Genomic DNA, 24,785 nt, shown 5'->3' on the forward strand with positions numbered 1-24,785 from the left:
CGCCTGCATCGCGAGCAGGCTCACTCCTACAAGAGATCTCCGATGTTTCATACCGGACAAATAACAAGGGGGCGAATTTTCATCCGCCCCCTCGCTTATCCGCTTATTCCTGCGGCTCTTCGTCAGCTGCGGCGTCGAGTTGCTGGTCTTCGGCAGCATCGTCGTTCACGACAGAGCCTTCGAATTCCTCACCCTCTTCACCTTCAAACTCTTCACCTTCGACTTCCGAAGGCTCCTGAACCCGCTCCAGACCGACCAGGGTTTCATCCTTGGCCAGCTTGATCAGGGTCACGCCCTGCGTGTTACGACCCAGGCTCGACACTTCGTCGACACGGGTACGCACCAGGGTGCCCTGATCGGAGATCAGCATGATTTCTTCGCCGTCCTGCACCTGAACCGCACCGACCAGACGGCCGTTACGCTCGTTGCTGACCATGGCGATAACGCCCTGACCGCCACGCTTGTATTCAGGGAACTCGGTGATGGCTGTACGCTTGCCATAACCGCGCTCGGAAGCGGTGAGGATCTCGCTGCCTTCTTCCGGGATCAGCATGGAGATCAGCTTCTGCCCTTCCGGCAGACGCATGCCACGCACACCGCGAGCGGTACGACCCATGGCACGAACTTCAGATTCCTTGAAGCGCGTCACTTTACCGCCATCGGAGAACAGCATGATTTCCTGCTCGCCATCAGTGATGGCTGCGGAAATCAGGATGTCACCTTCGTCCAGCTCCAGCGCGATCAGACCGACGCTGCGCTGACGACTGAAGGCCACCAGAGGAGTCTTCTTCACGGTACCGTTAGCGGTCGACATGAAGATGAACGGAGCCTTCTTGCGGTCAGCAGCCTTGATACGCGCACGACGCTCTTCGTCGGTCTCGTTGCTGTTTTCGATTTCTTCTACGTCAGTCTCGGCACCTTCAGCCTCTTCTTCGTCAGCCTGACGCTTCATGGCTTCGAGATCGACCGGCAGCATCGTGGTGATGTATTCGCCTTCGCTCAACGGCAACAGGTTGACCAACGGACGGCCACGGGCAGCACGGGATGCTTCCGGAATTTCGTAGGTCTTGAGCCAGTAAACCTTGCCCTTGCTGGAGAACAGCAGCAGCGTGGTGTGGCTGTTGGCAACCAGCAGGTGAGCGATGTAGTCCTCATCCTTGACGCCGGTCGCCGACTTGCCCTTGCCGCCACGACGCTGAGCCTGGTACGCAGCCAGCGGCTGGGTCTTGGCGTAGCCACCGTGGGAAATGGTCACGACGCGCTCTTCTTCCGGGATCATGTCACCCAGGGTCAGGTCGAGACGCGCATCGAGAATTTCGGTGCGACGCACGTCGCCGTATTCGGCACGGATCACTTCCAGTTCTTCGCGGATCACTTCCATCAGACGCACAGCGCTGTTGAGGATGCGGATCAGCTCGCCGATCTGGTTGAGGATCTCTTGATACTCGGCCAGCAGCTTCTCGTGTTCCAGACCGGTCAGACGGTGCAGACGCAGTTCCAGAATGGCTTGCGCCTGCTCTGGCGACAGGAAGTACTTGCCTTCGCGCAGACCGTATTGCGGATCGAGGTTTTCCGGACGGCACGAATCGGCACCGGCACGTTCCACCATCGCCACCACGGCCGAGGATTCCCACGGCGTGCTGACCAGCGCTTCTTTTGCTTCCGACGGGGTCGGCGAAGCCTTGATCAGGGCGATGACCGGGTCGATGTTCGACAGGGCAACGGCCTGGCCTTCGAGAATGTGACCACGCTCACGAGCCTTGCGCAGTTCGAACACGGTACGGCGGGTAACCACTTCGCGACGGTGACGGACGAAGGCTTCCAGCAGATCCTTGAGGTTAAGGATGCGTGGACGACCGTCGATCAGCGCCACGATGTTGATGCCGAATACCGATTGCAGCTGGGTCTGGGCGTAGAGGTTGTTGAGGATCACCTCAGGCACTTCACCGCGACGCAGTTCGATCACGACGCGCATACCGTCCTTGTCGGACTCGTCGCGCAGTTCAGTGATGCCTTCGAGCTTCTTCTCTTTTACCAGCTCGGCGATCTTCTCGATCAGACGCGCCTTGTTCAGTTGGTAAGGCAGCTCGGTGATGACGATCTGCTGACGGCCACCGACTTTGTCGATGTCTTCGATGATCGAGCGGGCACGCATGTAAATGCGCCCGCGACCGGTGCGGTAGGCTTCGATGATGCCGGCACGACCGTTGATGATCGCGGCAGTCGGGAAGTCCGGACCGGGGATGTATTGCATCAGCTCATCGACGGTCAGCTCAGGGTTGTCGATGAGGGCCAGGCAACCGTCGATGACTTCACCGAGGTTGTGCGGCGGAATGTTGGTCGCCATGCCCACGGCGATACCACTGGAACCGTTGACCAGCAGGTTGGGGATACGGGTCGGCATGACCGCCGGGATCATTTCGGTGCCGTCGTAGTTCGGCACCCAATCCACGGTTTCTTTGTGCAGGTCAGCCAGCAGCTCGTGCGCCAGCTTGGTCATGCGCACTTCGGTGTATCGCATGGCCGCAGCGTTGTCGCCGTCGACCGAACCGAAGTTGCCCTGACCGTCGACCAGCAGGTAGCGCAGGGAGAAAGGCTGAGCCATACGAACGATGGTGTCGTACACCGCAGTATCACCGTGCGGGTGATACTTACCGATCACGTCGCCGACAACACGGGCAGATTTCTTGTACGGCTTGTTGAAGTCGTTGCCCAGCTCGCTCATCGCGAACAGTACGCGACGGTGCACGGGCTTGAGGCCATCGCGCGCATCCGGCAGTGCACGGCCGACGATTACGCTCATTGCGTAGTCGAGGTAGGACTGTTTCAGCTCGTCTTCGATATTGACCGGGAGGATTTCTTTGGCCAGTTCGCCCATGAGAAGCCTGATTCCTTTTTCTGGTGAAACTTCGTCATGTCCATATGGGATGAACGAAGCTCGTCGGGGCAGGCTGAGTGCCGTGCGCCGACTTACGACAAATCAACTGGTTGAACCGTGGATTTGCGCAGTAAAGACAGCTCCGTGAAGCTGCCTCGGAAAACGCCGGATGTTATCACAAGAGCCGCCACGCACCTATCCCCCAGATGCGCATGGAGCATAGTTAGTTGACCGATGACAGGCGTAAAGGGGACGAGAGAGGCTCAGAGCCGCTGCGAATGCAGAATCGGGGGTTAATTTACCGATGTTTATTGACTTTTAGGGACCCTTCGCGAGCAAGCTCGCTCCCACAATGTTCTGTGGCGGTCACAAAACCTGTGGGAGCGAGCCTGCTCGCGAAGGGGGCGACGCAGGATTCAAGCCCGTCAATGCAGGCGCTTACGGCACATCAACTGGGCCATTTTCGCCGTATCCGGACGCTCGACGATGCCCTTCTCCGTCACGATCGCATCGATCAGATCCGCCGGGGTCACGTCAAACACCGGGTTGAATGCCTCGACATCCGCGCCGACCCGCTTGCCACCCACTTCCAGCAGCTCGGCACCGTCACGCTCCTCGATCGGGATCTCGTCGCCACTGGCCAGGTTCATGTCGATGGTCGAGCTCGGCGCCACCACCATGAACCGCACGCCGTGGTGCATGGCGTTGACTGCCAGTTGATAGGTGCCGATCTTGTTCGCCACGTCGCCATTGGCGGTGATGCGGTCAGCGCCGACGATCACCCAGGTCACGCCCTTGGTTTTCATGATGTGCGCGGCGGCGGAGTCGGCATTGAGCGTTACCGGAATGCCTTCGTTCGCCAGTTCCCACGCAGTCAGACGCGAGCCCTGCAGCCACGGCCGGGTTTCGTCGGCATAGACCCGCTCGACCATGCCTTCAAGGTAAGCCGCGCGAATCACCCCCAGCGCCGTACCGAAACCGCCAGTGGCCAGCGCGCCAGTGTTGCAGTGGGTCAGGATCGCCTGGGCATTGCCCTGATGCTTGCGGATCAGATCGACACCAAGCTGGGCCATGGTCAGGTTGGCTTCGCGGTCGCTTTCATGAATGGCGATGGCCTCGGCTTCCAGCGCCGCCAACGGATCGGCGTTGCCCTTCAGTCGATCCAGTCGGTCGCGCATACGATTCAGTGCCCAGAACAGGTTGACCGCGGTCGGGCGGGAATCCGCCAGCAGCGCGAAATCCTCTTCCAGCGCCGCGTACCAGTCCCCGCCTTGCGCCACGCGGGCTCGGGCCGCCAGCACCATGCCATAGGCCGCACTGATGCCGATGGCCGGCGCGCCTCGCACCACCATCGAACGAATCGCCTCAGCCACGCCGGCAGCGCTGGTGTAGGCAATCCAGGTTTCCTCGAACGGCAAAATACGCTGATCCAGCAGGTGGAGCGCGCCATCTCGCCAATCGATGGCCTTTACTTTCTCCGCAGCCAACAGTCGATCGCGCATCCCTCACCCCGCACTCATGAACAAAAGCCGCCGATTATAGCGATCCCCCCGCGAAGACGCTCGGGTATACTTCGCCATCCTTTACAAAAGCACTGGAACCGACCCTCGATGCCGAAACCTGCCATTGCGCTCGACTTACTATTGCTGCCAACCTGGCTGGTACCCGTCGAACCCGCAGGCGTTGTGCTCAAGGAGCACGGCCTGGGCATCCGCGACGGTCGCATCGTGTTTATCGGCCCACGCGCCGAAGCACTGAAGTGTAACGCCACTGAAATCCGTGAATTGCCGGACGTGCTCCTCGCCCCAGGTTTGATCAACGCCCACGGCCATGCGGCGATGACCCTGTTCCGTGGCCTGGCCGACGATCTGCCACTGATGACCTGGCTGGAAAACCACATCTGGCCGGCCGAGGCCAAATGGGTCGATGAAGATTTCGTGCGTGATGGCACCGATCTGGCGATTGCCGAGCAAATCAAGGGTGGCATCACCTGTTTTTCGGACATGTACTTCTTCCCGAAAGTCGCCAGCGAGCGCGTGCACAACAGCGGTATTCGCGCGCAGATCGCGATTCCGATCCTCGATTTCCCGATCCCGGGCGCCAGCAGTGCCGATGAGGCCATTCGTCAGGGCGTCGAGCTGTTCGGCGATCTGAAGCATCACGACCGGATCAAGATCACTTTCGGCCCTCATGCACCCTACACCGTGGGCGACGAGAACCTGGAAAAAATCCGCGTGATCGCCGAAGAGCTGGACGCGTCGATCCACATGCATGTCCACGAAACCGCCTTCGAAGTGCAGCAATCGCTGGAACAGCGCGGCGAGCGGCCACTGGCCCGTCTCGGTCGTCTGGGCTTGCTCGGTCCGCGCTTCCAGGCGGTGCACATGACCCAGATCAGCGATGACGATCTCGCATTGCTGGTAGAAAGCAACACCAGCGTGATCCACTGTCCCGAGTCGAATCTCAAGCTGGCCAGCGGTTTCTGCCCGGTGGAGCGCCTGTGGCAGGCCGGGGTCAATGTGGCAGTCGGCACCGATGGCGCGGCGAGTAACAACGATCTCGACCTGCTCGGCGAAACCCGTACCGCCGCCCTGCTGGCCAAAGCCGTCGCCGGTTCGGCCACTGCGCTGGACGCCCATCGCGCGCTGCGCATGGCCACGCTCAACGGCGCCCGCGCATTGGGCATCGAAGCGCAGGTCGGCTCGCTGGAGATTGGCAAAGCCGCCGACATCGTCGCCTTCGACCTGTCCGGCCTGGCCCAGCAACCGGTCTACGACCCGGTCTCGCAGCTTATATATGCCACCGGCCGCGATTGCGTGAAACACCTGTGGGTCGCCGGCAAACAGTTACTCGACGACCGGCGCCTGACCCGCCTGGATGAACAACAGCTGGGCGCTACCGCCCGAGCCTGGGGCCAGCGCATCAGCGGCCATACCGAATCGTAAACACCCCGGCGCAGACTCCGGGGCTACAGCCTTTTTCAAGTTTTAGAGGAATACATCATGAGCAACGTCGACCACGCCGAAATCGCCAAATTCGAAGCCCTGGCCCATCGCTGGTGGGACCGCGAAAGCGAGTTCAAACCGCTGCACGACATCAACCCGCTGCGGGTGAACTGGATTGACGAGCGGGTCAATCTGGCCGGCAAGAAGGTCCTCGACGTCGGTTGCGGCGGCGGCATCCTCAGCGAAGCCATGGCTCAACGCGGCGCAACCGTGATGGGTATCGATATGGGCGAAGCGCCACTGGCGGTCGCACAGTTGCATCAGCTGGAATCCGGCGTCAGCGTCGAATACCGCCAGATCACCGCCGAAGCCCTGGCCGAGGAAATGCCCGAGCAGTTCGACGTCGTGACTTGCCTGGAAATGCTGGAACACGTGCCGGACCCGTCGTCGGTGATCCGCGCCTGCTTCCGCATGGTCAAGCCGGGTGGCCAGGTGTTCTTCTCGACCATCAACCGCAACCCGAAGGCGTATCTGTTCGCCATCGTCGGCGCCGAATACATCATGAAGCTGCTGCCGCGCGGCACCCACGACTTCAAGAAATTCATCCGCCCTTCCGAGCTGGGCGCCTGGAGCCGCATCGCCGGCCTGACCGTCAAGGACATCATCGGCCTGACCTACAACCCGCTGACCAAGCACTACAAGCTGGCCAACGATGTTGACGTCAACTACATGATCCAGACCCTGCGCGAGGAGTAAGCCGATGGCCATCAGAGCAGTTCTTTTCGACATGGACGGCACCCTGCTCGACACCGCGCCGGATTTCATCGCCATTTGCCAGGCGATGCGCGCGGATCGTGGCTTGCCGCCGATGAATGACCAGCACATCCGCGACGAGATCTCCGGCGGCGCCAAAGCCATGGTCGCCGTGACCTTTTCGATGGACCCGGAATCGCCGGGGTTCGAGGAACTGCGCCTGGATTTTCTCGAGCGCTATCTAGTGGGTTGTGCGGTGCACAGCAAACTGTTCGACGGCATGGGCGAACTGTTGGCAGATATCGAAAAGGCCAACCTGATCTGGGGCGTGGTCACCAACAAGCCGCTGCGCTTTGCCGAGCCGATCATGCAACAGCTGGGGCTGGCCGAGCGTTCGGCGCTGCTGATCTGCCCGGATCACGTGAAGAACAGCAAGCCGGACCCGGAACCGTTGATCCTCGCGTGCAAGATGCTTGATCTGGATCCATCGACCGTTCTGTTTGTCGGCGATGATCTGCGCGATATCGAATCCGGGCGCGATGCCGGCACTAAAACGGCCGCCGTGACCTACGGCTACATCCATCCGGACGACAACCCGCGGTACTGGGGCGCAGATGTGGTGGTGGATCATCCGCTGGAATTGCGCAAGGTGCTTGATAGCGCGCTCTGCAGCTGCTGAAAACGGCCGTTGTAGCGAGGGGATTTATCCCCGATGGGTTGCCAAGCAGCCCCCGCATTCTTTCAGGTCGATTCGATATGCAGGTTTCACGACTGCTTCGCAGCCGGTCGAGGATAAATCCCCTCACCACAGGGAAGCAGGTCTTCATGAATGGATTGTGAGGTTTTTATGTTTGATTACTCCGCTCGTCCCGAATTGCTCAAGGACCGGGTCATTCTGGTCACCGGTGCCGGTCGCGGCATCGGCGCGGCGGCCGCGAAAACCTATGCCGCCCACGGCGCCACGGTGCTGTTGCTGGGCAAGACCGAAGCCAATCTGACGCAGGTCTACGACGAGATCGAAGCGGCAGGCCATCCGCAACCGGCAGTGATCCCGTTCAACCTCGAGACCGCTCTGCCCCATCAGTACGATGAGCTGGCGGCGATGATCGAGACCGAATTCGGCCATCTCGACGGCCTGCTGCACAACGCCTCGATCATTGGTCCGCGCACGCCGATCGAACAGCTGTCGGGCGAGAACTTCATGCGGGTCATGCACGTCAACGTCAACGCCATGTTCATGCTGACCAGCACCCTGCTGCCGTTGCTCAAGCTGTCGCAGGACGCCTCGGTGGTGTTCACCTCCAGCAGCGTCGGACGCAAGGGCCGGGCCTACTGGGGTGCCTATGGGGTATCGAAGTTCGCCACCGAAGGCCTGATGCAAACCCTGGCCGATGAAGTCGACGGCGTGGCACCGGTACGCTCCAACAGCATCAACCCAGGCGGCACCCGCACCAGCATGCGTGCCCAGGCTTACCCGGGAGAAAATCCGCTGAACAATCCGACCCCGGAAGAGATCATGCCGCTGTACCTGTACCTGATGGGCCCGGACAGCACGGGCATCAATGGCCAGGCATTCAACGCGCAATAACTGCCATACGTCGCTTTTGTTGCCGTGGCGGATTACCGTCGCGGCACACAATTGCCGCTTCCCGTCATCACACTTCAGTCAAATATCCGCCACCCAAGCTCAAAGCAAAACGCCATCCCATTGATTTACAACGGTTTAAATTTACATGAACCGAATGGCATGACTTTCGCTCTAATTTTCCTCAAAGCATGCCGTGTGAAAGCACTGGGGCCAGGCCGATTTCGATAGCTGACTAATCGTCATCAGGCAGACTAAACTTACGCCAAATGTCCTACGGGACTGATGGATCAGTATGACGCGCAGCCCATAGCCGCTCTCACCCAGCCTGTAAGACAGACTTACTGCTTAGGGGCTCACGCCATATGAAATCACCCTCCCAGACCAATGCAATTGACTTTGACAGTGCCAAATTGCAACGCCTGGGCTTTGGTCTGCTGCCTCCACTTCTGGAACGCCCGGCCAGTCTGGCGCAATTGCGCCAGCAAATGAGCCTGCAACTGCAAACCAGTCTTGAACCGCAACGCATCCTCGGTCTGTTCTTTCGCGAAGTTCAGCGTCTCGTGCCGCTCGACGCCTTGAGCTATGTGCATCAGGGCAGCGACCTGCGCCTGGAGTTCGGCGCCCGCGGTCACCACTCGGTCAGCTACAGCCTCAGCCATGAAGGCGAGCATCTGGGCGAGCTGGTGTTTCGCCGCAACCAGCGCTTCAGCGAGCAGGAACAGGGCAACCTCGAATCGCTGTTGTCGTCGCTATTGTTCCCGATGCGCAACGCCCTGCTCTACCGCGCCGCGACGCAAAGCGCACTGCGCGACCCGTTAACCGGAACCGGCAACCGGATCGCCATGGAACAGACCCTGCAACGCGAGATCGACATGTCCCGGCGGCACCTGCAACCGTTGTCGGTGCTGATGCTCGACATCGACCACTTCAAACGAGTCAACGACAGCCACGGACACAGTGCCGGGGACGACGTGCTCAAGGCGGTGGCAGCGTCGATCAAGGGCCAGTTGCGCAACGTCGACATGGTGTTTCGCTATGGCGGGGAAGAGTTTCTGATCCTGCTGTCCAACACCGGGCGGGAGGCGGCAGCAATGGTCGGCGAGCGCCTGCGCCATGCCGCACAAGCCGCGGAATACTTCGCTGACGGCCATTTGATTGACCTGACCGTGAGCCTCGGATGCTCGACCCTGCTGCCGGGGGAATCGGCCGACAGCCTGCTGCGCCGCGCCGACAGCGCGTTGTATGTGGCCAAGCGCGAAGGTCGTAATCGCCTGGCGATGGCTGGCTAACGTCTGTTGACCACCGCAAAACAAATGCAGGAGCGGGCTTGCTCGCGAATGCGATCTGACATTCAACATCCAGTTGACTGAAAGTCCGCCTTCGCGAGCAAGCCCGCTCCCACATTTTTGCTTTGTGTTTCGCCGCTTGATCAGCTCTCGACTACAACCCGACGCTCTCGGCCGACCAACAGACGCTCCGAGGTTTCCAGTTGCATGCAGCGCTCAAGGAACAGGTACATGTAGTCGTAGCTCTTGCAGACCGCCTGACGCAGTTCGGTCTGCAATGCCTTGCTCGGGTTCATCCCCGCCAGCGTACAGATGATTTCCAGCGCTTCCCAGGGATGGGCGTCGTCATACTGGGCATGCATCTTCAGCCACTTCATGGCGCGCTTGCGCTCCTCTTCAGGGAACGCCGCGGCGTATACGCCAGTGGAGCAGACGAGTGCCGACCATTCCCCGGTCGCGCCTTCGATTGCATAGTTGGTGGCGGCAATGGCAACGATCAGCGAATCCGCCGAACTTGTATGCCAGCACCAGTGACTCAGGGCATGCAGCTCGGGCGGTACTTGCTGGGCCTGCAGATCCTCCAGGCTCACCCCATGCGCGCGGCTCCAGTTCAGCCAATAGTCGGCATGGTTGAGCTCGACGCGGATGTTGCGCATCAGCCAGCGGCGCGCCATGTCCTCCCCAGGATGGCGGGCAAATTTGGTCTTGGTCAGGTTCTGCGCCATATACAACGCAAACTGTTCAACGACCGGCCAGCCCCCGATCAGGTACTGACGCATGGTCTTGGCGCTGAGCTTGTTATCGCGCATGCGCAGGTACAGTTCATGCTCGACAACCCGGCGCTTGCTCTCGCTGCAATCCACAATGAGCTGTTGTGCCCAGGCAGGATAACTTGCAGCTTCCATGAGTGGTCCGGTTCGGTTGAATGTGTCGATCACTGTTCGGCTCCTTTTGATTTGTGATTGTAAGGATCGGCAAGAGATTTCAACGGAACGTGCCAGGCGCCTTGAACAACAACGGCTGCGGCCTGGCGGGCCGACTTTGCAAACTGTCACAGGTAAACAATTGCGGGCGTTCGATGACATAACCCTGAGCGTAATCCACCCCGATTTCAAGCAATGCCTGCTCGATCTGGGTTGTTTCAACAAACTCGGCAATTGTCTGCTTACCCATGACATGCCCGATGTGATTGATCACTTCGACCATTGCGCGGTTAATCGGGTCGTCCAGCATATCCTTTACGAAACTCCCGTCGATCTTCAGGAAGTCTACAGGCAAATGTTTCAGATAAGCGAATGAAGACATTCCGGCACAAAAATCATCAAGTGAGAAGTAACATCCTAAGCCTTTGAGTTCATTAATAAATCGAATTGCACTCCCAAGATTTGCAATTGCACTGGTTTCGGTAATTTCAAAACAAATCATTTCAGGTGGTATGGAGTAACTAACAAACTGTTCCCGCAGAAAGTGCAAGAACGCCTCATCTCCGATAGTAATGCCTGAAAGATTAATCGCACACATTGCCAACGGGCCTTCATGTTGTTCGGCAATACATTGGGCAATGACTTTAAAAACATTCTCGACTACCCAGCGGTCGAGTTGACTCATCAGGCCATAACGTTCGGCAGCCGGAATGAAACTGTCCGGGAGAATCATCCGTCCGGACTCATCATGCAGGCGCAGGAGTATTTCGATGTGTCCTGCGCCACTCGCAGCAGGGCTCAGCGGGGCAATTTCCTGGGCGTAGAGGCAGAAACGGTTTTCTTCCAGCGCCATGTGCAGCCGCTGCACCCAGGCCATCTCGCCAAAGCGCAAGGACAGTTCGGAATCATCGGCATGGTAGACCTGCACGCGGTTCCGGCCCTTTTCCTTGGCCATGTAGCAGGCCATGTCGGCGGCGCGCAGCGAAGCTTCGAGGGTGGCCGGAGTCTGGGCGATGTGCACCAGGCCGATGCTCACGGTGGTCAGGAACGGTCGCCCCTTCCACACGAAATGCAGGTTCTGCACGGTCTGGCGCAGACTCTCGGCGATTTTCTCCGCAGCCTCCGGAGCGCAACTCTCCAGCAAGATACCGAACTCGTCCCCGCCCAGCCGCGCCAGGGTGTCGCCCTCGCGCAAGCCCGATTGCAACAACGTGCAGATGTGGCGCAACAACTCATCGCCGGCGGCGTGACCGCAGGTGTCGTTGACCAGCTTGAACTGGTCCAGGTCAAGGAACATCAGCGCATGCCGCCCGGGCTGCCGCGTCAGATTGTGCAGAGCCTGCTCCAGGCGATATTCGAATTCGCGGCGGTTGGCCAGACCCGTCAGGGCATCGTGGGTCGCCTGCCACGACAGGTTGGCGATGTACTGCCGCTCCTGGGTCATGTCATGCAGCACCAGCACCGTGCCACTGATCTTTTCGGCATTGCGGATCGGCGCGCCCACCAGTGTCACCGAAACCGTGCTGCCGTCCAGGCGCTGAATCAGCTTCGAGTGCTCGCTGCCACCGACCAGTTTGCCGCTGAGAATATGTTCGATCAGCGTCAGTCCTTCAGCCTGGGCATTGTCATCCAGCAGATTGAACAACGCCGCCAGCGGCAGACCTGCCGCGTGCTCGGCCTTCCAGTGGGTCATGGCTTCGGCTGCCGGGTTCATGTATTCGATGGCCCCGTCGACATCGGTGGTGATGACCCCGTCGCCGATCGATTGCAGGGTGATGTGCGCCCGATCTTTCTCCAACTGCAGCGCCTGGGCAAAGGCATGGCGCTGCTTGAGCAGCTTGTGCGTGCGCAACAGGGCCAGCACGATCAGCCCGAGCGCCGTGGCAAGGTTGGTGAACAGCAGCAGACGCAGAATCATCCGCGAGCCTTCGCCCAGGGCATCGCTGAACGCCTTGGCCGCTGGTGTCACACCGTCGTTGATGGCGAAAATCCGCGCTTTCCAATATTGAATATCAGCCGGTGTCGCGACGTTTTCGCTGATGCGCTGATGCATCTCGCGCGCGACGTTATCCAGCTGAACCAGATAGCCATCACCAATCGTCCAGCGATCGATCGCGGTTTCCAGATAGCTGAAATGACGAAAATTGAGATACAGCCAAATCAGGCTGGAGACGTCATCGGGATGGTTGCCGCCCTTCAGAATTCCGTCCCGCGCCGCCTGCAGATCCGGTGGCTGTCGATCAAGGGCCAGACGCAACTCATGCCCGCCCTGTGGCACGGCAATCGCTTGCTTGTACTTGAGAAAGATTGCCTCGTCGCGGCTGTCAGCGTAGAGATTCAGATAATAGATCGCGTCTTTCTGGCCCTTGGACCAGAGACTCTCACCGGCGACATAGCCACGCACGGCCGACAAGACGTAAAGACTCACGCCCCCCAATAACGCCTGAAATAACACGACGGCAATAAATGGCCAGACGATGCCCAACAGCCGTGGCGTTCCGAGAGTCCTTTTTTGCTTCATGAGGTCCTTAGTGCACGCACTGCCATCATCAAGAGGAGACCGCTGGAGCTAGCCTAGGGGGCGATCCCCCTTCCGGCAAGCCAGGATACTTTCAACCTGCGATACCTATATACCGCACCCCGGGTTCTCGATGCTTCGACACTGACGGCTTCCGATCATTTCAGAGCCATCTCCCCCATGCAATCACCGATATCCACGCTGCAACGGCATATTGCCCAACAGGCTGAATACCGCTCGATGAACACCGCACTTCGCGCTGTTCTCGCGGCCTCGACCTCGCTGGACAGCTACTACCTGTCACCCCAAGCGCATTCGCGCCTCGGCACGGCGTACGAGCGGACGCAAACCCTTCTGCAAGCGCTGTTCGAAGAGGCGGGCAATCGGCCATTGAGCGAGTATTTGCAAGCCTCCAAAGACCGGCTGTTACAAGTCAGTGCCGTGGGCGATCAGTGTAGCTTTACGTTCAGCCGTCGCGATGACAGCGTCGCCCACCACACCATCGAGGATGTCAAAAAGGCATCCGCCAGAATTCAAGAGTTTCAGCTAGCGTTGCTGAGTATAGGCGCACACTTGCGTTCCGACAGAGTGTTGCCGCTGTCACAACTGCTGCGTGAGTCCGGGTTCACATTGCCCAGCACGCCTGACGCCGCGAGCCTGGGCCGACTGATCAACGAGGTAGAAGAACACCGCGCCAGCCACCGACTGAATCTGCGTCAGAACCCGGCGCTGACGCTACTGATGAGCGACGACGAAAAAGCCGCAGTCCAGGACCTGATTGGCGACTGGCTCACCGGCAAAACCCTGTCGGCCATCGACAGCCTGGCCGCTGAGGTCACGCCTGCGTTTACCCGCAAGCAGTTGGAGGATCAGCCTGCCACGTGCCTGGAACGCCTGCTCGATACGCCCAAGGCGCAGGATCTGGGCCTGCGTATTCTGCAAAAACTGCAGTGGTATGGCGCACAGCCTGATGAGCAGACTCTTCCTGACGTCGGCGCACGCCTGCTACTTGAAGCATTGTGCCTGTGGTACGAGGCGGCCCACGACGGCAGCTCGACCACAGTGGCTGGTTTTGCACTTGAACAACGGGCTCACTACGGAAGGAGCTACACCACCCTTCGCCGGGATTTCCTGCAACATCTGGAAGACTCCCGCCGCACGTCGACGGCGATTGAGAAACACCTGCTGGGATGGATATGTCTGACGCGCTTCCCACTGGAGTTTCAAGTCCGCGACATTCCTGAAGACTTGCCCTATGCCAGTTCGACGGTCTGGGTGAACTTCGTGCATGGCACCCACCTCGCCCACGCCCTTGATCCAGAGCTGCTGCGTTATCTGACGTTTCAACAGTTGCTTGACCTGCCCCTGACGAAAAGCGCAAACGCCAGCGCCGACTTGCAAGCCCTGATTGCCGCGACGCGTGCGCCAGCGGCGCAAACCTGGGCGCTGGCGACGGGCGCATTGACGCCCTCGGACGAGCCACAAACCGTGCAGCCTGCCATGCAAGCGCTGGAGGATCACGAGGCGCAACTGAACAAGGCAATCCTGCAACTGGATGTCGAGCCACCGCAACGCCTGCCACTGGCCAGACAGTTGCTGGAGCGCGCGCTGGCCAATGACCTTTACGACCACAGGAAAATCCACCTCAAGCGCCACCATCATCAATCCGCCAGCCGTCATCGACGCAACATTCTCGACACCCCCGACGTCGCGCTACCCACTTGGCCGTTGCTGGAGGTGTATGCCGGCGGCGGGCTGACCGCCGATGCCCGCTGGTACGTCAGCGACGATGGCAGGCGTGCCAGCGAATGGATCAGCCTGAGTGCACAACGCAAACTGCAAAGCGGATTTGTCGACAGCACAGGCCCGAGCCAACCCCCTGGCCGACGGTTGTCGAGGTTCCCGACCGATTGCACTTTGCCCGATATCAAGACCGTGTTCGACTCGCAGTTCGATACCTATCTGGCCAAGACCAAAAGTGCCTATGAGTACCTGATCAAGAGTCAACTGGTCACACTGCCATCGGCTGATCGTCAGGCGCTGGAACAGGGTGAAGTGAGAATCCTGAGCCTCAGGAAGCAGACCCGTCACATCGAGGCTCATCTGGAAACACCGGAAAACATCCTGCCCCACAGGACACGCATGGGGTTTGTGTTACAGGCCACTTATGAGGGGACATCGAGCTTCTACGAGTGCCTGCCGCGCGCCGGCATGATCCGCAAACGTTCGGACCTGACAGTCGGGCATGTCGGCGGGTTTCTGTTGCCGCCACTGCCACCAAAACGCGGGAGAACCAAGGGCCAGAGCATCAGTCGTATCGCCGCTCGCCCGCTGCCGTTCGATCACGATGCACACCGGAACGGCTCAATACCCAAACCGCAGGCCAGGTGCGTCGCCATCCTCGAACCGTTGGGCAATGCACTCGCACCGTCAACGCTGCCGTCGGTCCTTCACCCAGGCGTACCGAACCTGAACTTCACCTCGGCGCGAACCGGACAGATCGCCTCTTTCGTCGCCACCCGGTTGTTCTATGTCGATGAACAGGCGCTGCGCCGCGAAGCCTGGGGCGAAACCCGCTTCGAGCGGGAATACAACAAGCAACACTGGATCTTCGGGCTCAAGGCATTCATCCCGTTCTGGGGCAGTCTCGACGACCTGCAATCAAACAGCCCCGGCACACGCTTGATGGGCGTGCTCGGGCTGCTGCTCGACATCGTTTCATTCGCGATTCCATTGGGCAAGTTCATCGCCGGCAGCATTCGCCTGGCCGCGGTGGCAGGAAAAATGGCGATTCGTGTCGCCCTGCCGCGCATGGCGCAACTGTCGAAAAACCTGGTGGTTGCCAGCCTGAGAAATCTCAACCCGCTGGACGCGGCGCCGGCCTTGTTCAAGCTCGGTGGCCGCGGCGTGATCAGCGCGGTGCGGGCCGCTGCACACCTGGAAAACCGTGCGCTATTGCGCCTGAAAAGACTGGCCGGCAGAAGCGGTGAATACGATTTGCTGCACAGCCTGCCGCAAACGCTGGATGCCGGAAGCTGGAAACCCCTGAGCCCGGCCGATCACCTGGCCGTGGTCAGGGGCATTGACGATGTACCGGTGCGCAACGTTGCCGTCAGCGGGATCCGGCATCACCTGCTCGACCCATTCTCCAACCGCCCCTATGGGCCGCGACTGATAGCGCAGGAACATGAGTTTTCACTCGGGCGCTCGTACTACCGTGGGGTGACGAAAACCGACGATCAAATCGTCATCGATCTGCCGCAGAACACCCGTGTGGAACATCTGCCCGAAATGAGTGGACGGACCACGGTGCTGATCGACGACGTGCCCTATCGACTCGACGGCGATGAACTGCGCCGCGTCGATCTTCTCGACGAGAGTCAGCACTGGAAGCTGTTGCCATGCCGTATCCGGCGCGCACCCGGGCCAGCAGGCGACTGCCGCGTCAGCTATATCACCGCAGAGCCGGCACCAACACCGCCCCTTGGCACGATCGACAAGGAAAAAGGCTATGCACCATGGTTCGGCGAGCGAGTCTCGGAACCGGCCCCGCTGCCCCGGCAAAATGGAACGTTCCTGGCCGTCGACGCCAAGCTCTATCGCATCGTCGACAACCGCCCGACACTGTTCACCGGTGACCTGTATCGCCTGGGGTTCAGTCGTGGCAGGCTGGTGCCGCGGCAACAGATTCAGGCCACGCTACAGTTTCGCAAAGGGATTTTCGCCCGCATCAAGACGGGTGGCACCTACGATGGAATCAACGATTCGCATCAGGTCGGTGCGGTGCTCGTGCCGGCCCTCGACGAGTCCTGCGCTCACGTGTTCTTTCGGGTGAACCACCATGAGTACTACCTCGCCAGCATTGCCAAGGGCGACATTCCCGGCAACCCGTTGACCTTCACACGCCTGACACCTGCCGAACTGGCCGACGGCACGTTGGGCGCGGAACTGCTGACCGTCTACACCGGTTCGCTGCATGCCAACAATGTCGCGCATATCCATGGCCTCGAAGCCGTGCAACGCGCCATGCACACCATGGAACAGATCGCGATTCCCATCGGCACCCAGGCAAACCCTGCGAACAACATGAAATGGCTGAAAGTCGACACCAGTCCGGGCGAGGCGCTGATGTTCGATCACTCCACCCGGATGATCGTCACGCGCCTGCCCGAAGGTGCCGCCACCTGGGCACGCAGCAAAGAAGCACCGCAGGCCTTTCGAGAAAAAACCGCGGAAATTTTCGACACACTGTTCCTGTCACCCACCGTGCAGCCGGCCAATGCCAACGCGGCGCTGCGCATCGATGGCGCCATGCAGAAATTGCAGAACCTGCTGCCCGTGCGCGAGCGCCCGGTCAACGCACGCAACATCGCGTTCGCCGAAGTCACCACCGCCAGCGGCCAGCGTGAAATCTACGTCAGCGTCTCCGGCGCGCAAGGCAGCACGCAGCGCCTGCCGCTGTTTCGGCACATGGGCGCCAATCACGTGCGGATCGGTCAGACCACCTACATCAACATCGATTACAACCCGGCCTTCCCGCGCACTTCGCTGGAGGTGACCGAACAGGGTCAACTGTTGGCGGTGCCGCTGACCATCAAGGAGTTGAAAACCTATCAGCCGACCCAGACCAGCCGCCCCACTTCACTGGACAGCGAAAGCAAGTTGATCAGAGTGATTCGCGAAAAATACCCGGACCCGAAAGAAATACGCGCAGTCGACATCGCGACGACCATGCGCCCGTGCGAATCGTGTTCAGTGGTGATCAAGGAGTTTGGTTACGACGGCGCGGCCGATGCCCTGCAGGTTTTGTGGGGCTGACCTAAAGGCGCTGCAGATGCCCGTACAGCTTGGCGTACAAGCCGCCATCAGCGATCAGTTGCTGATGGTCGCCGTCCTCGGCCACTTGCCCGCCATCGAACACCAGCACCCGATCCGCCTGCTTCACCGCTGAGAGGCGGTGGGCAATGATCAGCGTGGTGCGGCCATTGAGAAAGCGTGCCATGGCCTGATGCAGGTTGTACTCGGTGGCGGCATCGAGGGCCGAGGTGGCTTCGTCGAGGATCACCACTTTCGGCTCGGCAAGGATCATCCGCGCGATCGCCAGGCGCTGGCGCTGACCACCGGAAAGGCGCACACCGGAGCGGCCGACAATGCTGTCGAGGCCGTCCGGCAGTGCGCGAATTGCCGGTTCCAGCTGGGCGATTTCCAGTGCCTGCCAGCAGGCATCGTCGCTGCGGGTGCGGCCCATGGTCAGGTTGGCGCGCACGGTGTCGTTGAACAGCGCCGGGTGTTGCAGCACCACGGCGACGTTTTCCCTGACCAGCTCCAGGCCGATTTCCTGCTGGGTCGAACCACCGAAGCGGATAGTCCCGGACACTGGCGTATAGAGCCCCAACAGCAACTGCACAAGGGTACTTTTACCACCGCCACTGGCGCCGACAATTGCGACTTTTTCACCGGGTGCAATCGACAGATCCAGTTGATCCAGCACCAGCTCATCGCCATACCCGAAGCTCAAACCCTGAACCTGAATGCCCACGGTCTCGCGGCCCTTGAACGGATCGACGCCGCCGGGATATTGCGGCTCATCGGCGCGCGCCAGCAGTTCGTTGATCCGCGTCAGCGCACCGCCCGCTGCGTAGTAGGCGTATTGCAGATTGAGCAGTTGTTCGACCGGGCCGATCATGAACCACAGGTAACTGAACACCGCGAGCATCTGGCCGATCGACAGGTCGGAGAACAGCACCGTGAGCATGGCTGCGGCGCGAAAGATGTCGATACCGAACTGAAACAGCAGACCGCTGGCGCGGTTCGACGCATCGGTCTTCCACTGCGAGTTGACTGCGTAATTGCGCACTTCCTGCGCGCGCAATCCGAGTCGCCCGAGAAAGAAGCCCTGACGGTTGCCGGCGCGCACTTCCTGGATCGCATCGAGGGTCTCGCTCAGGGCCTGAGTGAAGCGCGAGGTGCTGTCGTTTTCCAGTTTCTTCAGGTGCTTGACCCGCTTGCCCAACTGCACCGTGGCGTAGATCACCAACGGGTTGAACAGCAGGATCAGCAGCGCCAGTTTCCAGTGCATCCACATCAGGATGCTCGCGGTACCGACCAGGGTCAGCATCGCCACCAGAAAACGGCTGAGGGTTTCGCCGACGAACTTGTCGAGAGTGTCCAGATCGGTGACCAGGTGCGTGGTCACGGTGCCGCTGCCGAGACTTTCGTATTCACCGAGGGAGATACGTTTGAGGCGCTCGATCAGACGCACACGAATGCGGTAGACGATGTCCTTGGCCAACCGTGCAAACAGTCGCGCCTGCAACACGCCAAAGCACAGGGCACTGCAGCGCAGGGTCAGGGTGACCACCAGCATCAGGCCGATGTAACCCGCTGCCTGCTGCCACATCGACGGCAACACGTGGTTCATGATTTTCAGTGCAGCATCGCCATGCCCGAGCAGGACTTCGTCCACCAGCAATGGCAACAACAACGGAATCGGTACGCTGCACAGCGTCGCCAGGACGGCGACGCCGTTGGCGATCCACAGGGATTTTTTGTGATGCAGTGCCAGTCGCCGGACTTCTGCCCAGCTCAGCCGGTCGACACGCTTTACGGCTGGCGTGTCATCGGCCCGGTCAGGCACAGGCTGCGCGCTCCAGCCAGCGACCGAGTAACGGCGAGAGTTCACTGAGTGGTTGGTAGCCGTTGGTCAGCAGCGCCAGTTGGCCGTTGCGTTCGGCGAGCAAGGTCGGGAAACCGGCGATGCCCAGATCCTGCACCCAACTGAAATCGGCCTGAGTCGCCTTGTGCTGATCGGCATGATCGAACAGCGCGGCAAATTCGATACGTGGTACGCCTGCCTGCTCTGCCAGTTCCACCAGCACACCGGCCTGGGTCACATCGCGACCTTCAGCGTAGAACGCCTGCTGGATCAGGCCGACCAGTGTCCACGCGCAATCCGGCGCGAGGCTGCGCGCGGTGACGATCGCCCGGCAGGCAGGCTCGGTGTCATAGACAAAACCGTCGGGCAACGCGCCGTCGAACTTGAACGGCTGACCGGTGGCCTCGGTGACCGCCTGCCAGTGCTCAAGGATGTAGCGCCGCGTGGTCGGTTCCAGCGCCGCACCGCTGCCGGTGCGCAACCCACCGACCACCAGGTGCAGCTCGACCCCGGCTGCCTGCGCCTGCTCGACCAATGCCTTGGCGACCGGAGCGAACCCCCAGCACCAGGAACACATCGGATCCATCACATAGAGCAGGCGCGCAGACATGATCAGACCTCGGTGGATGCTTGCTTATAGTTGTAGCCGATCGGGTGCGGCATGTTGCGCGCCTTGGCCAGTTCGATCTGCTTCTGCCGATCGATGGCGCTGCGGCGGGTTTTCTCGCTCAGCGTGTCCCAGCAATGCGGGCAGCTGATGCCGGCGACGTAGTGCTCGCAGGCGCGATCTTCAACACTGACCGGTGTGCGGCAGGCATGACATTGATCGTAGTCGCCTTCGCTGAGGTCGTGACGCACGGTCACGCGGTTGTCGAACACGAAGCAGTCGCCCTGCCATTTGGTTTCTTCCTGCGGCACCTCTTCGAGGTACTTCAGGATGCCGCCCTTGAGGTGGTAAACCTCTTCGAAACCCTCGCCCAGCATGTAGCTCGAGGCTTTCTCGCAGCGAATGCCACCGGTGCAGAACATCGCGACCTTCTTGTGCACGGCCGGGTCGAAGTGCTCTTTGATGTAGTCGGGAAATTCACGAAAACTGGTGGTTTTCGGATCGATGGCGCCTTCGAAGGTACCGATCGACACTTCGTAATCGTTGCGCGTGTCGATCAACAGCACTTCGGGGTCGCTGATCAACGCGTTCCAGTCTTGCGGATCAACGTAGGTGCCGACCTTTTTGTTCGGGTCCACGCCTTCGACGCCGAGGGTGACGATCTCTTTCTTCAGCTTGACCTTGGTGCGGTAGAACGGCTGCTCGTCGCAGTACGACTCTTTGTGGTCGATATCGATCATGCGCGGGTCGTTTTTCAGCCAGGCGAGCAGGCCATCGATGCCTTCACGGCTGCCGGACACCGTGCCGTTGATGCCTTCTTCGGCGATCAGCAGGGTGCCTTTGATGCCATTGTCGACCATCGCTTGCAGCAGTGGCTCGCGCAGGTTGACGTAATCTTCGAGGGTGACGAACTTATACAGTGCCGCCACGACAATCGGTTGTGTCATGGGTATTTCTCCAGGTGGCTACCCTCGCAAAGGGTGAACCGGATTCAAAAAAAAACGCGCCGGATGAGCGGCGCGTTGCGGATTCTAGCAAAAACATCACCACCAGCGGCAGTCTCCTGTAGGAGCTGCCGCAGGCTGCGATCTTTTGATCTTAATGTTTGCTTCCGCCGGCACAGGTCGGCGACGCCGGAGCGGCGCCGATCTCTGCCCATTCCTGCGGCGTGTAGGTGTGCAGCGCCAACGCATGGAATTCGCCCATCAGCTCGCCAAGCGTGCCGTAGACTTTCTGGTGGCGCTTGACCCGATTGAGGCCATCGAACTGCGCACTGACCACCACAGCCTTGAAGTGGGTCTGTAACCCGCGACTGTGCATGTGGCTTTCATCCAGCACTTGCAGATGTTCGGGCTGAAGCAGCGCCAGCGTCGATTCGATGCGTTGTTGCATGGTCATCACGAACTCCGCTTACTTCTTCTTGGCCGGTGCAGCGCCTTTCGGTGCCAGCTCGTTGGTCATGTCGTCGAGCAGCTTGTTGACGACCGGCACGGCGCTTTCCAGTTTGGCTTGGGTCATCTGGGCCGATTGCTGAGTCAGCTGCGGCATTTTTTCGAGGACTTTCTTGCCCAGTGGCGACTGGTAGAACGCGACCAGATCCTTCAGCTCGGATTCGCTGAAGTTGCTGGTGTAGAGCTTGACCATGTCCGGTTTCAGCTTGTTCCAGCCAATGGCTTGGTCCAGCGCAGCGTTGGCCTTGGCCTGATAGGTTTCCAGTACGGCTTTCTTGGCTTCCGGGGCTTTGGTCTGCTCAAAACGCTGAGCGAACATTTGCTGCACTTGCATGTACACCGGAGTGCCCAGCTTGTCAGCGTGCGCCAGGGTCAAGAAAGCTTCAGCACTGGCGTTGTGGCTGGCGGTATCGGCAAGCACCTGGCCGCTGGCGCAAACCAGTGCAACCGCGGTGCAGATGGCACGAAGACGAGTCATCGAGTTTCCTTTTCAGCTAGGCGAGGTAAAACCCCAAGGGCGACCATTCTGCGCCTAAAAAACCTCGTGGCTCAACCCCCAGCCCTTGCCGTGCTTGATTGACGGGGTTTTACCGGTCAACAATCGGTTCGAGGGAACCACCTGGGCCTGACCGGGCCTAAACTGCGCAAACAGACCAACAGGAGTGTGCACGATGAGCCGTATCGAAACCGACAGCCTGGGCCAGATCGAAGTCCCGGACGACGCCTACTGGGGTGCTCAGACGCAACGCTCGCTGATCAACTTCGCCATTGGTCAGGAACGCATGCCGCTGCCGGTACTGCACGCCCTGGCCCTGATCAAGAAAGCCGCCGCCCGGGTCAACGACCGCAACGGCGACCTGCCCGCCGACATCGCCCGCCTGATCGAACAAGCCGCCGACGAAGTCCTCGACGGCCAGCACGACGACCAGTTCCCGCTGGTGGTCTGGCAGACCGGCAGCGGCACCCAAAGCAACATGAACGTCAACGAAGTGATCGCCGGCCGCGCCAACGAACTGGCCGGCAACCCGCGCGGCGGCAAGACGCCGGTGCACCCCAACGATCACGTCAACCGCTCACAAAGCTCCAACGACTGCTTCCCCACCGCCATGAGCATCGCCACCGCCAAAGCCGTGCAGGAGCAATTGCTGCCGGCCATCGCCGAGCTGTCCGGCGGTCTGGCCGAACTGGCGGCACGCCACATGAAACTGGTCAAGACCGGCCGCACGCACATGATGGACGCGACGCCGATCACCTTCGGTCAGGAACTGTCCGGGTTTATCGCGCAGCTGGATTACGCCGAGCGGGCGATCCGCTCAGCGCTGCCAGCGGTGTGCGAACTGGCGCAGGGCGGCACCGCGGTCGGCACCGGTCTGAATTCGCCGCACGGTTTTGGCGAAGCGATTGCCGCAGAACTCGCCGCCCTGTCCGGCCTCCCGTTCGTCACCGCGCCGAACAAGTTTGCCGCACTGGCCGGACATGAACCATTGACCAGCCTGTCCGGCGCCCTGAAGACCCTCGCCGTGGCCCTGATGAAAATCGCCAACGACCTGCGCTTGCTCGGCTCCGGCCCTCGGGCAGGTTTTGCCGAAGTGCGACTGCCGGCGAACGAGCCAGGCAGCTCGATCATGCCCGGCAAGGTCAACCCGACCCAGTGCGAAGCGCTGTCGATGCTCGCCTGCCAAGTGCTGGGTAACGACGTCACCATCGGCATCGCCGCGAGTCAGGGCCACCTGCAACTGAACGTGTTCAAACCGGTGATCATCCACAACCTGCTGCAATCGATCCGCCTGCTCGCCGACGGTTGCAGCAACTTCCAGCAGCACTGCATCGCCGGTCTTGAGCCCGACGCCGAAGTCATGGCCAAACACCTGGAACGCGGACTGATGCTGGTGACGGCGTTGAACCCGCACATCGGTTACGACAGGTCGGCAGAAATCGCCAAGAAGGCTTACAGCGAAGGCCTGACCTTGCGTGAGGCGGCGTTGGCGTTGGGGTATCTGACCGATGAAGAGTTCGACGCCTGGGTGCGGCCGGAGAACATGATCGAGGCCGGCGCCAAGGGCTGAGATTTGTAGCGCCTGAAAGTCCGTCTTCGCGAGCAGGCTCGCTCCCACAGTTGACCGCAATCCCATGTGGGGAATGCGATCCAATGTGGGAGCGGGCTTGCTCGCGAAGAACGATGACGCGGTCTAACTGGCTGCCATCTTCATTCGCCGCGCTTTCAACCCGGCAATCAACGAAGGCCCCAACGCCACCAGCGCTGACCCCAACACCACCAGCACCGCCCCACCATACCCAAGCCCATTGATCTGCTCGGCATGCACATATTCGGGCCAGATCCCCGCCGCAATCGCCACCGCGCCAAACGTCACCAACGGCGTGATCGCCAATGTCGCACTGACCCGTGACGCTTCCCAATGTGCCAGCGCTTCGGCAAATGCGCCGTAGGCAATCAGCGTGTTCATGCAGCACGCCAGCAGCAGCCAGCCTTGCACCGGGCTCAGTTCCAGCGCTTCGAGCGGATGCACCCACGGCGTCAGCAACAGCGCGCAGAACAGATAGATCACCATCATCACCTGCAGCGAATTCCACACCGTGAGCAATTGCTTCTGGCCCAGCGCGTAGAAGGTCCACACCGTCGACGCCAACAGCACCAGCAAAACGCCTGCGGTGTAATCCGACAATGAGGTCAGCAGCTCCGCCAGCCGCTGATTGAAGAACAGCACAAAACCGATCAGCAGCACCGCCAGACCAATCCCCTGACCGATGCTGAAACGCTCCTTGAACACGAACAGGCTGGCGATCAGCAACATGATCGGCCCCATCTGCACCACCAGTTGCGCGGTGCCGGGGCTGAGCAGGTTGAGGCCCATCAGGTACAGCACGTAGTTGCCCACCAGCCCGAGCACCGCCATCAGCACCAGCCAGCCGCCCCGGGGGCCGAGCACTTTACGGCTCGGCAGGCGCTTGACCGAGGCCAGATATATGAACAGGCAACCGCCGGAGACCAACAGGCGAAACCAGGTCACCGTGATCGGGTCCATCACCTGCAGCACTTGCTTGAGCTTGATCGGCAGGATGCCCCACAGAAACGCCGTCAGCAGCGCCAGGAACAGACCGTAGACCCAGCGACCGGATGAAATGTGCATGCGAACCCCAATGCCTGCTGACAAGAGCGGTC

General features: G+C 60.4%; 17 protein-coding genes. 7 read left to right on the top strand and 10 right to left on the bottom strand.

Annotation, left to right across the window (positions count from 1 at the left end):
• Positions 1-103: 103 nt before the first annotated feature.
• Positions 104-2,878: a DNA gyrase subunit A gene (gene gyrA / locus QMK55_RS04855; RefSeq protein WP_102354084.1), complete on the bottom strand. Its 2,775-nt coding sequence runs from the start codon at positions 2,876-2,878 to the stop codon at positions 104-106.
• Between the two features lie 425 nt (positions 2,879-3,303).
• Positions 3,304-4,380 carry an S-methyl-5-thioribose-1-phosphate isomerase gene (gene mtnA, locus QMK55_RS04860; protein ID WP_320328770.1) on the bottom strand — a complete coding sequence of 359 codons (1,077 nt, stop codon included), beginning with the start codon at positions 4,378-4,380 and terminating at the stop codon, positions 3,304-3,306.
• Positions 4,381-4,488: 108 nt separating this feature from the next.
• Here mtnA and QMK55_RS04865 point away from each other — a divergent pair, with 108 nt between their 5' ends.
• From QMK55_RS04865 to QMK55_RS04885, 5 genes are all read left to right on the top strand, one after another.
• The gene (locus QMK55_RS04865; protein ID WP_320328771.1) at positions 4,489-5,823 is read left to right on the top strand and encodes a TRZ/ATZ family hydrolase; all 1,335 of its coding nucleotides are present in this window, start codon (positions 4,489-4,491) and stop codon (positions 5,821-5,823) included.
• Positions 5,824-5,880: 57 nt separating this feature from the next.
• Positions 5,881-6,579 carry a bifunctional 2-polyprenyl-6-hydroxyphenol methylase/3-demethylubiquinol 3-O-methyltransferase UbiG gene (gene ubiG, locus QMK55_RS04870; protein ID WP_102354087.1) on the top strand — a complete coding sequence of 233 codons (699 nt, stop codon included), beginning with the start codon at positions 5,881-5,883 and terminating at the stop codon, positions 6,577-6,579.
• A gap of 4 nt (positions 6,580-6,583) precedes the next feature.
• Positions 6,584-7,255, top strand: coding sequence for an N-acetylmuramic acid 6-phosphate phosphatase MupP (gene mupP, locus QMK55_RS04875; RefSeq protein ID WP_320328772.1), 672 nt, complete (start codon positions 6,584-6,586; stop codon positions 7,253-7,255).
• Positions 7,256-7,423: 168 nt separating this feature from the next.
• Positions 7,424-8,164, top strand: a complete 741-nt coding sequence (locus QMK55_RS04880; protein ID WP_102354089.1) for a YciK family oxidoreductase — start codon at positions 7,424-7,426, stop codon at positions 8,162-8,164.
• A gap of 362 nt (positions 8,165-8,526) precedes the next feature.
• Positions 8,527-9,453: a GGDEF domain-containing protein gene (locus QMK55_RS04885; RefSeq protein WP_320328773.1), complete on the top strand. Its 927-nt coding sequence runs from the start codon at positions 8,527-8,529 to the stop codon at positions 9,451-9,453.
• 140 nt (positions 9,454-9,593) lie between these two features.
• Here the strand turns inward: QMK55_RS04885 and QMK55_RS04890 are convergent, their stop codons facing one another.
• Both QMK55_RS04890 and QMK55_RS04895 read right to left on the bottom strand, forming a co-directional pair.
• Complete coding sequence (locus tag QMK55_RS04890; RefSeq protein ID WP_102354091.1) at positions 9,594-10,388, bottom strand: TenA family transcriptional regulator; 795 nt, start codon at positions 10,386-10,388, stop codon at positions 9,594-9,596.
• Between the two features lie 46 nt (positions 10,389-10,434).
• On the bottom strand, positions 10,435-12,894 hold the full coding sequence (locus QMK55_RS04895) for an EAL domain-containing protein (protein ID WP_102354092.1): 2,460 nt from the start codon (positions 12,892-12,894) through the stop codon (positions 10,435-10,437).
• Between the two features lie 177 nt (positions 12,895-13,071).
• On the opposite strand from QMK55_RS04895, the gene QMK55_RS04900 reads away from it, so the two are divergent.
• Positions 13,072-17,709: a hypothetical protein gene (locus QMK55_RS04900; RefSeq protein ID WP_320328774.1), complete on the top strand. Its 4,638-nt coding sequence runs from the start codon at positions 13,072-13,074 to the stop codon at positions 17,707-17,709.
• Between the two features lies 1 nt (position 17,710).
• On the opposite strand, the gene QMK55_RS04905 is transcribed toward QMK55_RS04900, so the two are convergent.
• The 5 genes from QMK55_RS04905 to QMK55_RS04925 all read right to left on the bottom strand — a co-directional run bounded on the left by QMK55_RS04905 (position 17,711) and on the right by QMK55_RS04925 (position 22,082).
• Positions 17,711-19,528: an ABC transporter ATP-binding protein gene (locus QMK55_RS04905; RefSeq protein ID WP_102354094.1), complete on the bottom strand. Its 1,818-nt coding sequence runs from the start codon at positions 19,526-19,528 to the stop codon at positions 17,711-17,713.
• Positions 19,521-20,123, bottom strand: coding sequence for a DsbA family protein (locus QMK55_RS04910; RefSeq protein ID WP_320330243.1), 603 nt, complete (start codon positions 20,121-20,123; stop codon positions 19,521-19,523). The genes QMK55_RS04905 and QMK55_RS04910 overlap by 8 nt, the downstream gene beginning before the upstream one ends.
• 35 nt (positions 20,124-20,158) lie before the next feature.
• The gene (locus QMK55_RS04915; protein WP_320328775.1) at positions 20,159-21,100 is read right to left on the bottom strand and encodes a rhodanese-related sulfurtransferase; all 942 of its coding nucleotides are present in this window, start codon (positions 21,098-21,100) and stop codon (positions 20,159-20,161) included.
• Between the two features lie 151 nt (positions 21,101-21,251).
• Positions 21,252-21,551 carry a BolA family protein gene (locus QMK55_RS04920; RefSeq protein WP_007908388.1) on the bottom strand — a complete coding sequence of 100 codons (300 nt, stop codon included), beginning with the start codon at positions 21,549-21,551 and terminating at the stop codon, positions 21,252-21,254.
• Positions 21,552-21,563: 12 nt separating this feature from the next.
• Complete coding sequence (locus QMK55_RS04925; RefSeq protein ID WP_102354097.1) at positions 21,564-22,082, bottom strand: DUF2059 domain-containing protein; 519 nt, start codon at positions 22,080-22,082, stop codon at positions 21,564-21,566.
• Positions 22,083-22,275: 193 nt separating this feature from the next.
• On the opposite strand from QMK55_RS04925, the gene QMK55_RS04930 reads away from it, so the two are divergent.
• Positions 22,276-23,670, top strand: coding sequence for a class II fumarate hydratase (locus QMK55_RS04930; RefSeq protein ID WP_320328776.1), 1,395 nt, complete (start codon positions 22,276-22,278; stop codon positions 23,668-23,670).
• A gap of 123 nt (positions 23,671-23,793) precedes the next feature.
• Here QMK55_RS04930 and QMK55_RS04935 read toward each other — a convergent pair whose 3' ends face one another.
• Entirely contained in the window at positions 23,794-24,753 is a 960-nt protein-coding gene (locus QMK55_RS04935; RefSeq protein WP_320328777.1) for a DMT family transporter, read from the bottom strand.
• Positions 24,754-24,785 lie beyond the last annotated feature (32 nt).

This window comes from Pseudomonas sp. P8_229 (genome assembly GCF_034008635.1).
Lineage (GTDB): Bacteria > Pseudomonadota > Gammaproteobacteria > Pseudomonadales > Pseudomonadaceae > Aquipseudomonas.

Coding starts and splice junctions, on each gene's coding strand:
- gyrA (WP_102354084.1), bottom strand. CDS start 2,878: ATGGGCGAACTGGCCAAAGAAATCCTCCCGGTCAATATCGAAGACGAG.
- mtnA (WP_320328770.1), bottom strand. CDS start 4,380: ATGCGCGATCGACTGTTGGCTGCGGAGAAAGTAAAGGCCATCGATTGG.
- QMK55_RS04865 (WP_320328771.1), top strand. CDS start 4,489: ATGCCGAAACCTGCCATTGCGCTCGACTTACTATTGCTGCCAACCTGG.
- ubiG (WP_102354087.1), top strand. CDS start 5,881: ATGAGCAACGTCGACCACGCCGAAATCGCCAAATTCGAAGCCCTGGCC.
- mupP (WP_320328772.1), top strand. CDS start 6,584: ATGGCCATCAGAGCAGTTCTTTTCGACATGGACGGCACCCTGCTCGAC.
- QMK55_RS04880 (WP_102354089.1), top strand. CDS start 7,424: ATGTTTGATTACTCCGCTCGTCCCGAATTGCTCAAGGACCGGGTCATT.
- QMK55_RS04885 (WP_320328773.1), top strand. CDS start 8,527: ATGAAATCACCCTCCCAGACCAATGCAATTGACTTTGACAGTGCCAAA.
- QMK55_RS04895 (WP_102354092.1), bottom strand. CDS start 12,894: ATGAAGCAAAAAAGGACTCTCGGAACGCCACGGCTGTTGGGCATCGTC.
- QMK55_RS04900 (WP_320328774.1), top strand. CDS start 13,072: ATGCAATCACCGATATCCACGCTGCAACGGCATATTGCCCAACAGGCT.
- QMK55_RS04910 (WP_320330243.1), bottom strand. CDS start 20,123: ATGTGTTCCTGGTGCTGGGGGTTCGCTCCGGTCGCCAAGGCATTGGTC.
- QMK55_RS04915 (WP_320328775.1), bottom strand. CDS start 21,100: ATGACACAACCGATTGTCGTGGCGGCACTGTATAAGTTCGTCACCCTC.
- QMK55_RS04920 (WP_007908388.1), bottom strand. CDS start 21,551: ATGACCATGCAACAACGCATCGAATCGACGCTGGCGCTGCTTCAGCCC.
- QMK55_RS04925 (WP_102354097.1), bottom strand. CDS start 22,082: ATGACTCGTCTTCGTGCCATCTGCACCGCGGTTGCACTGGTTTGCGCC.
- QMK55_RS04930 (WP_320328776.1), top strand. CDS start 22,276: ATGAGCCGTATCGAAACCGACAGCCTGGGCCAGATCGAAGTCCCGGAC.
- QMK55_RS04935 (WP_320328777.1), bottom strand. CDS start 24,753: ATGCACATTTCATCCGGTCGCTGGGTCTACGGTCTGTTCCTGGCGCTG.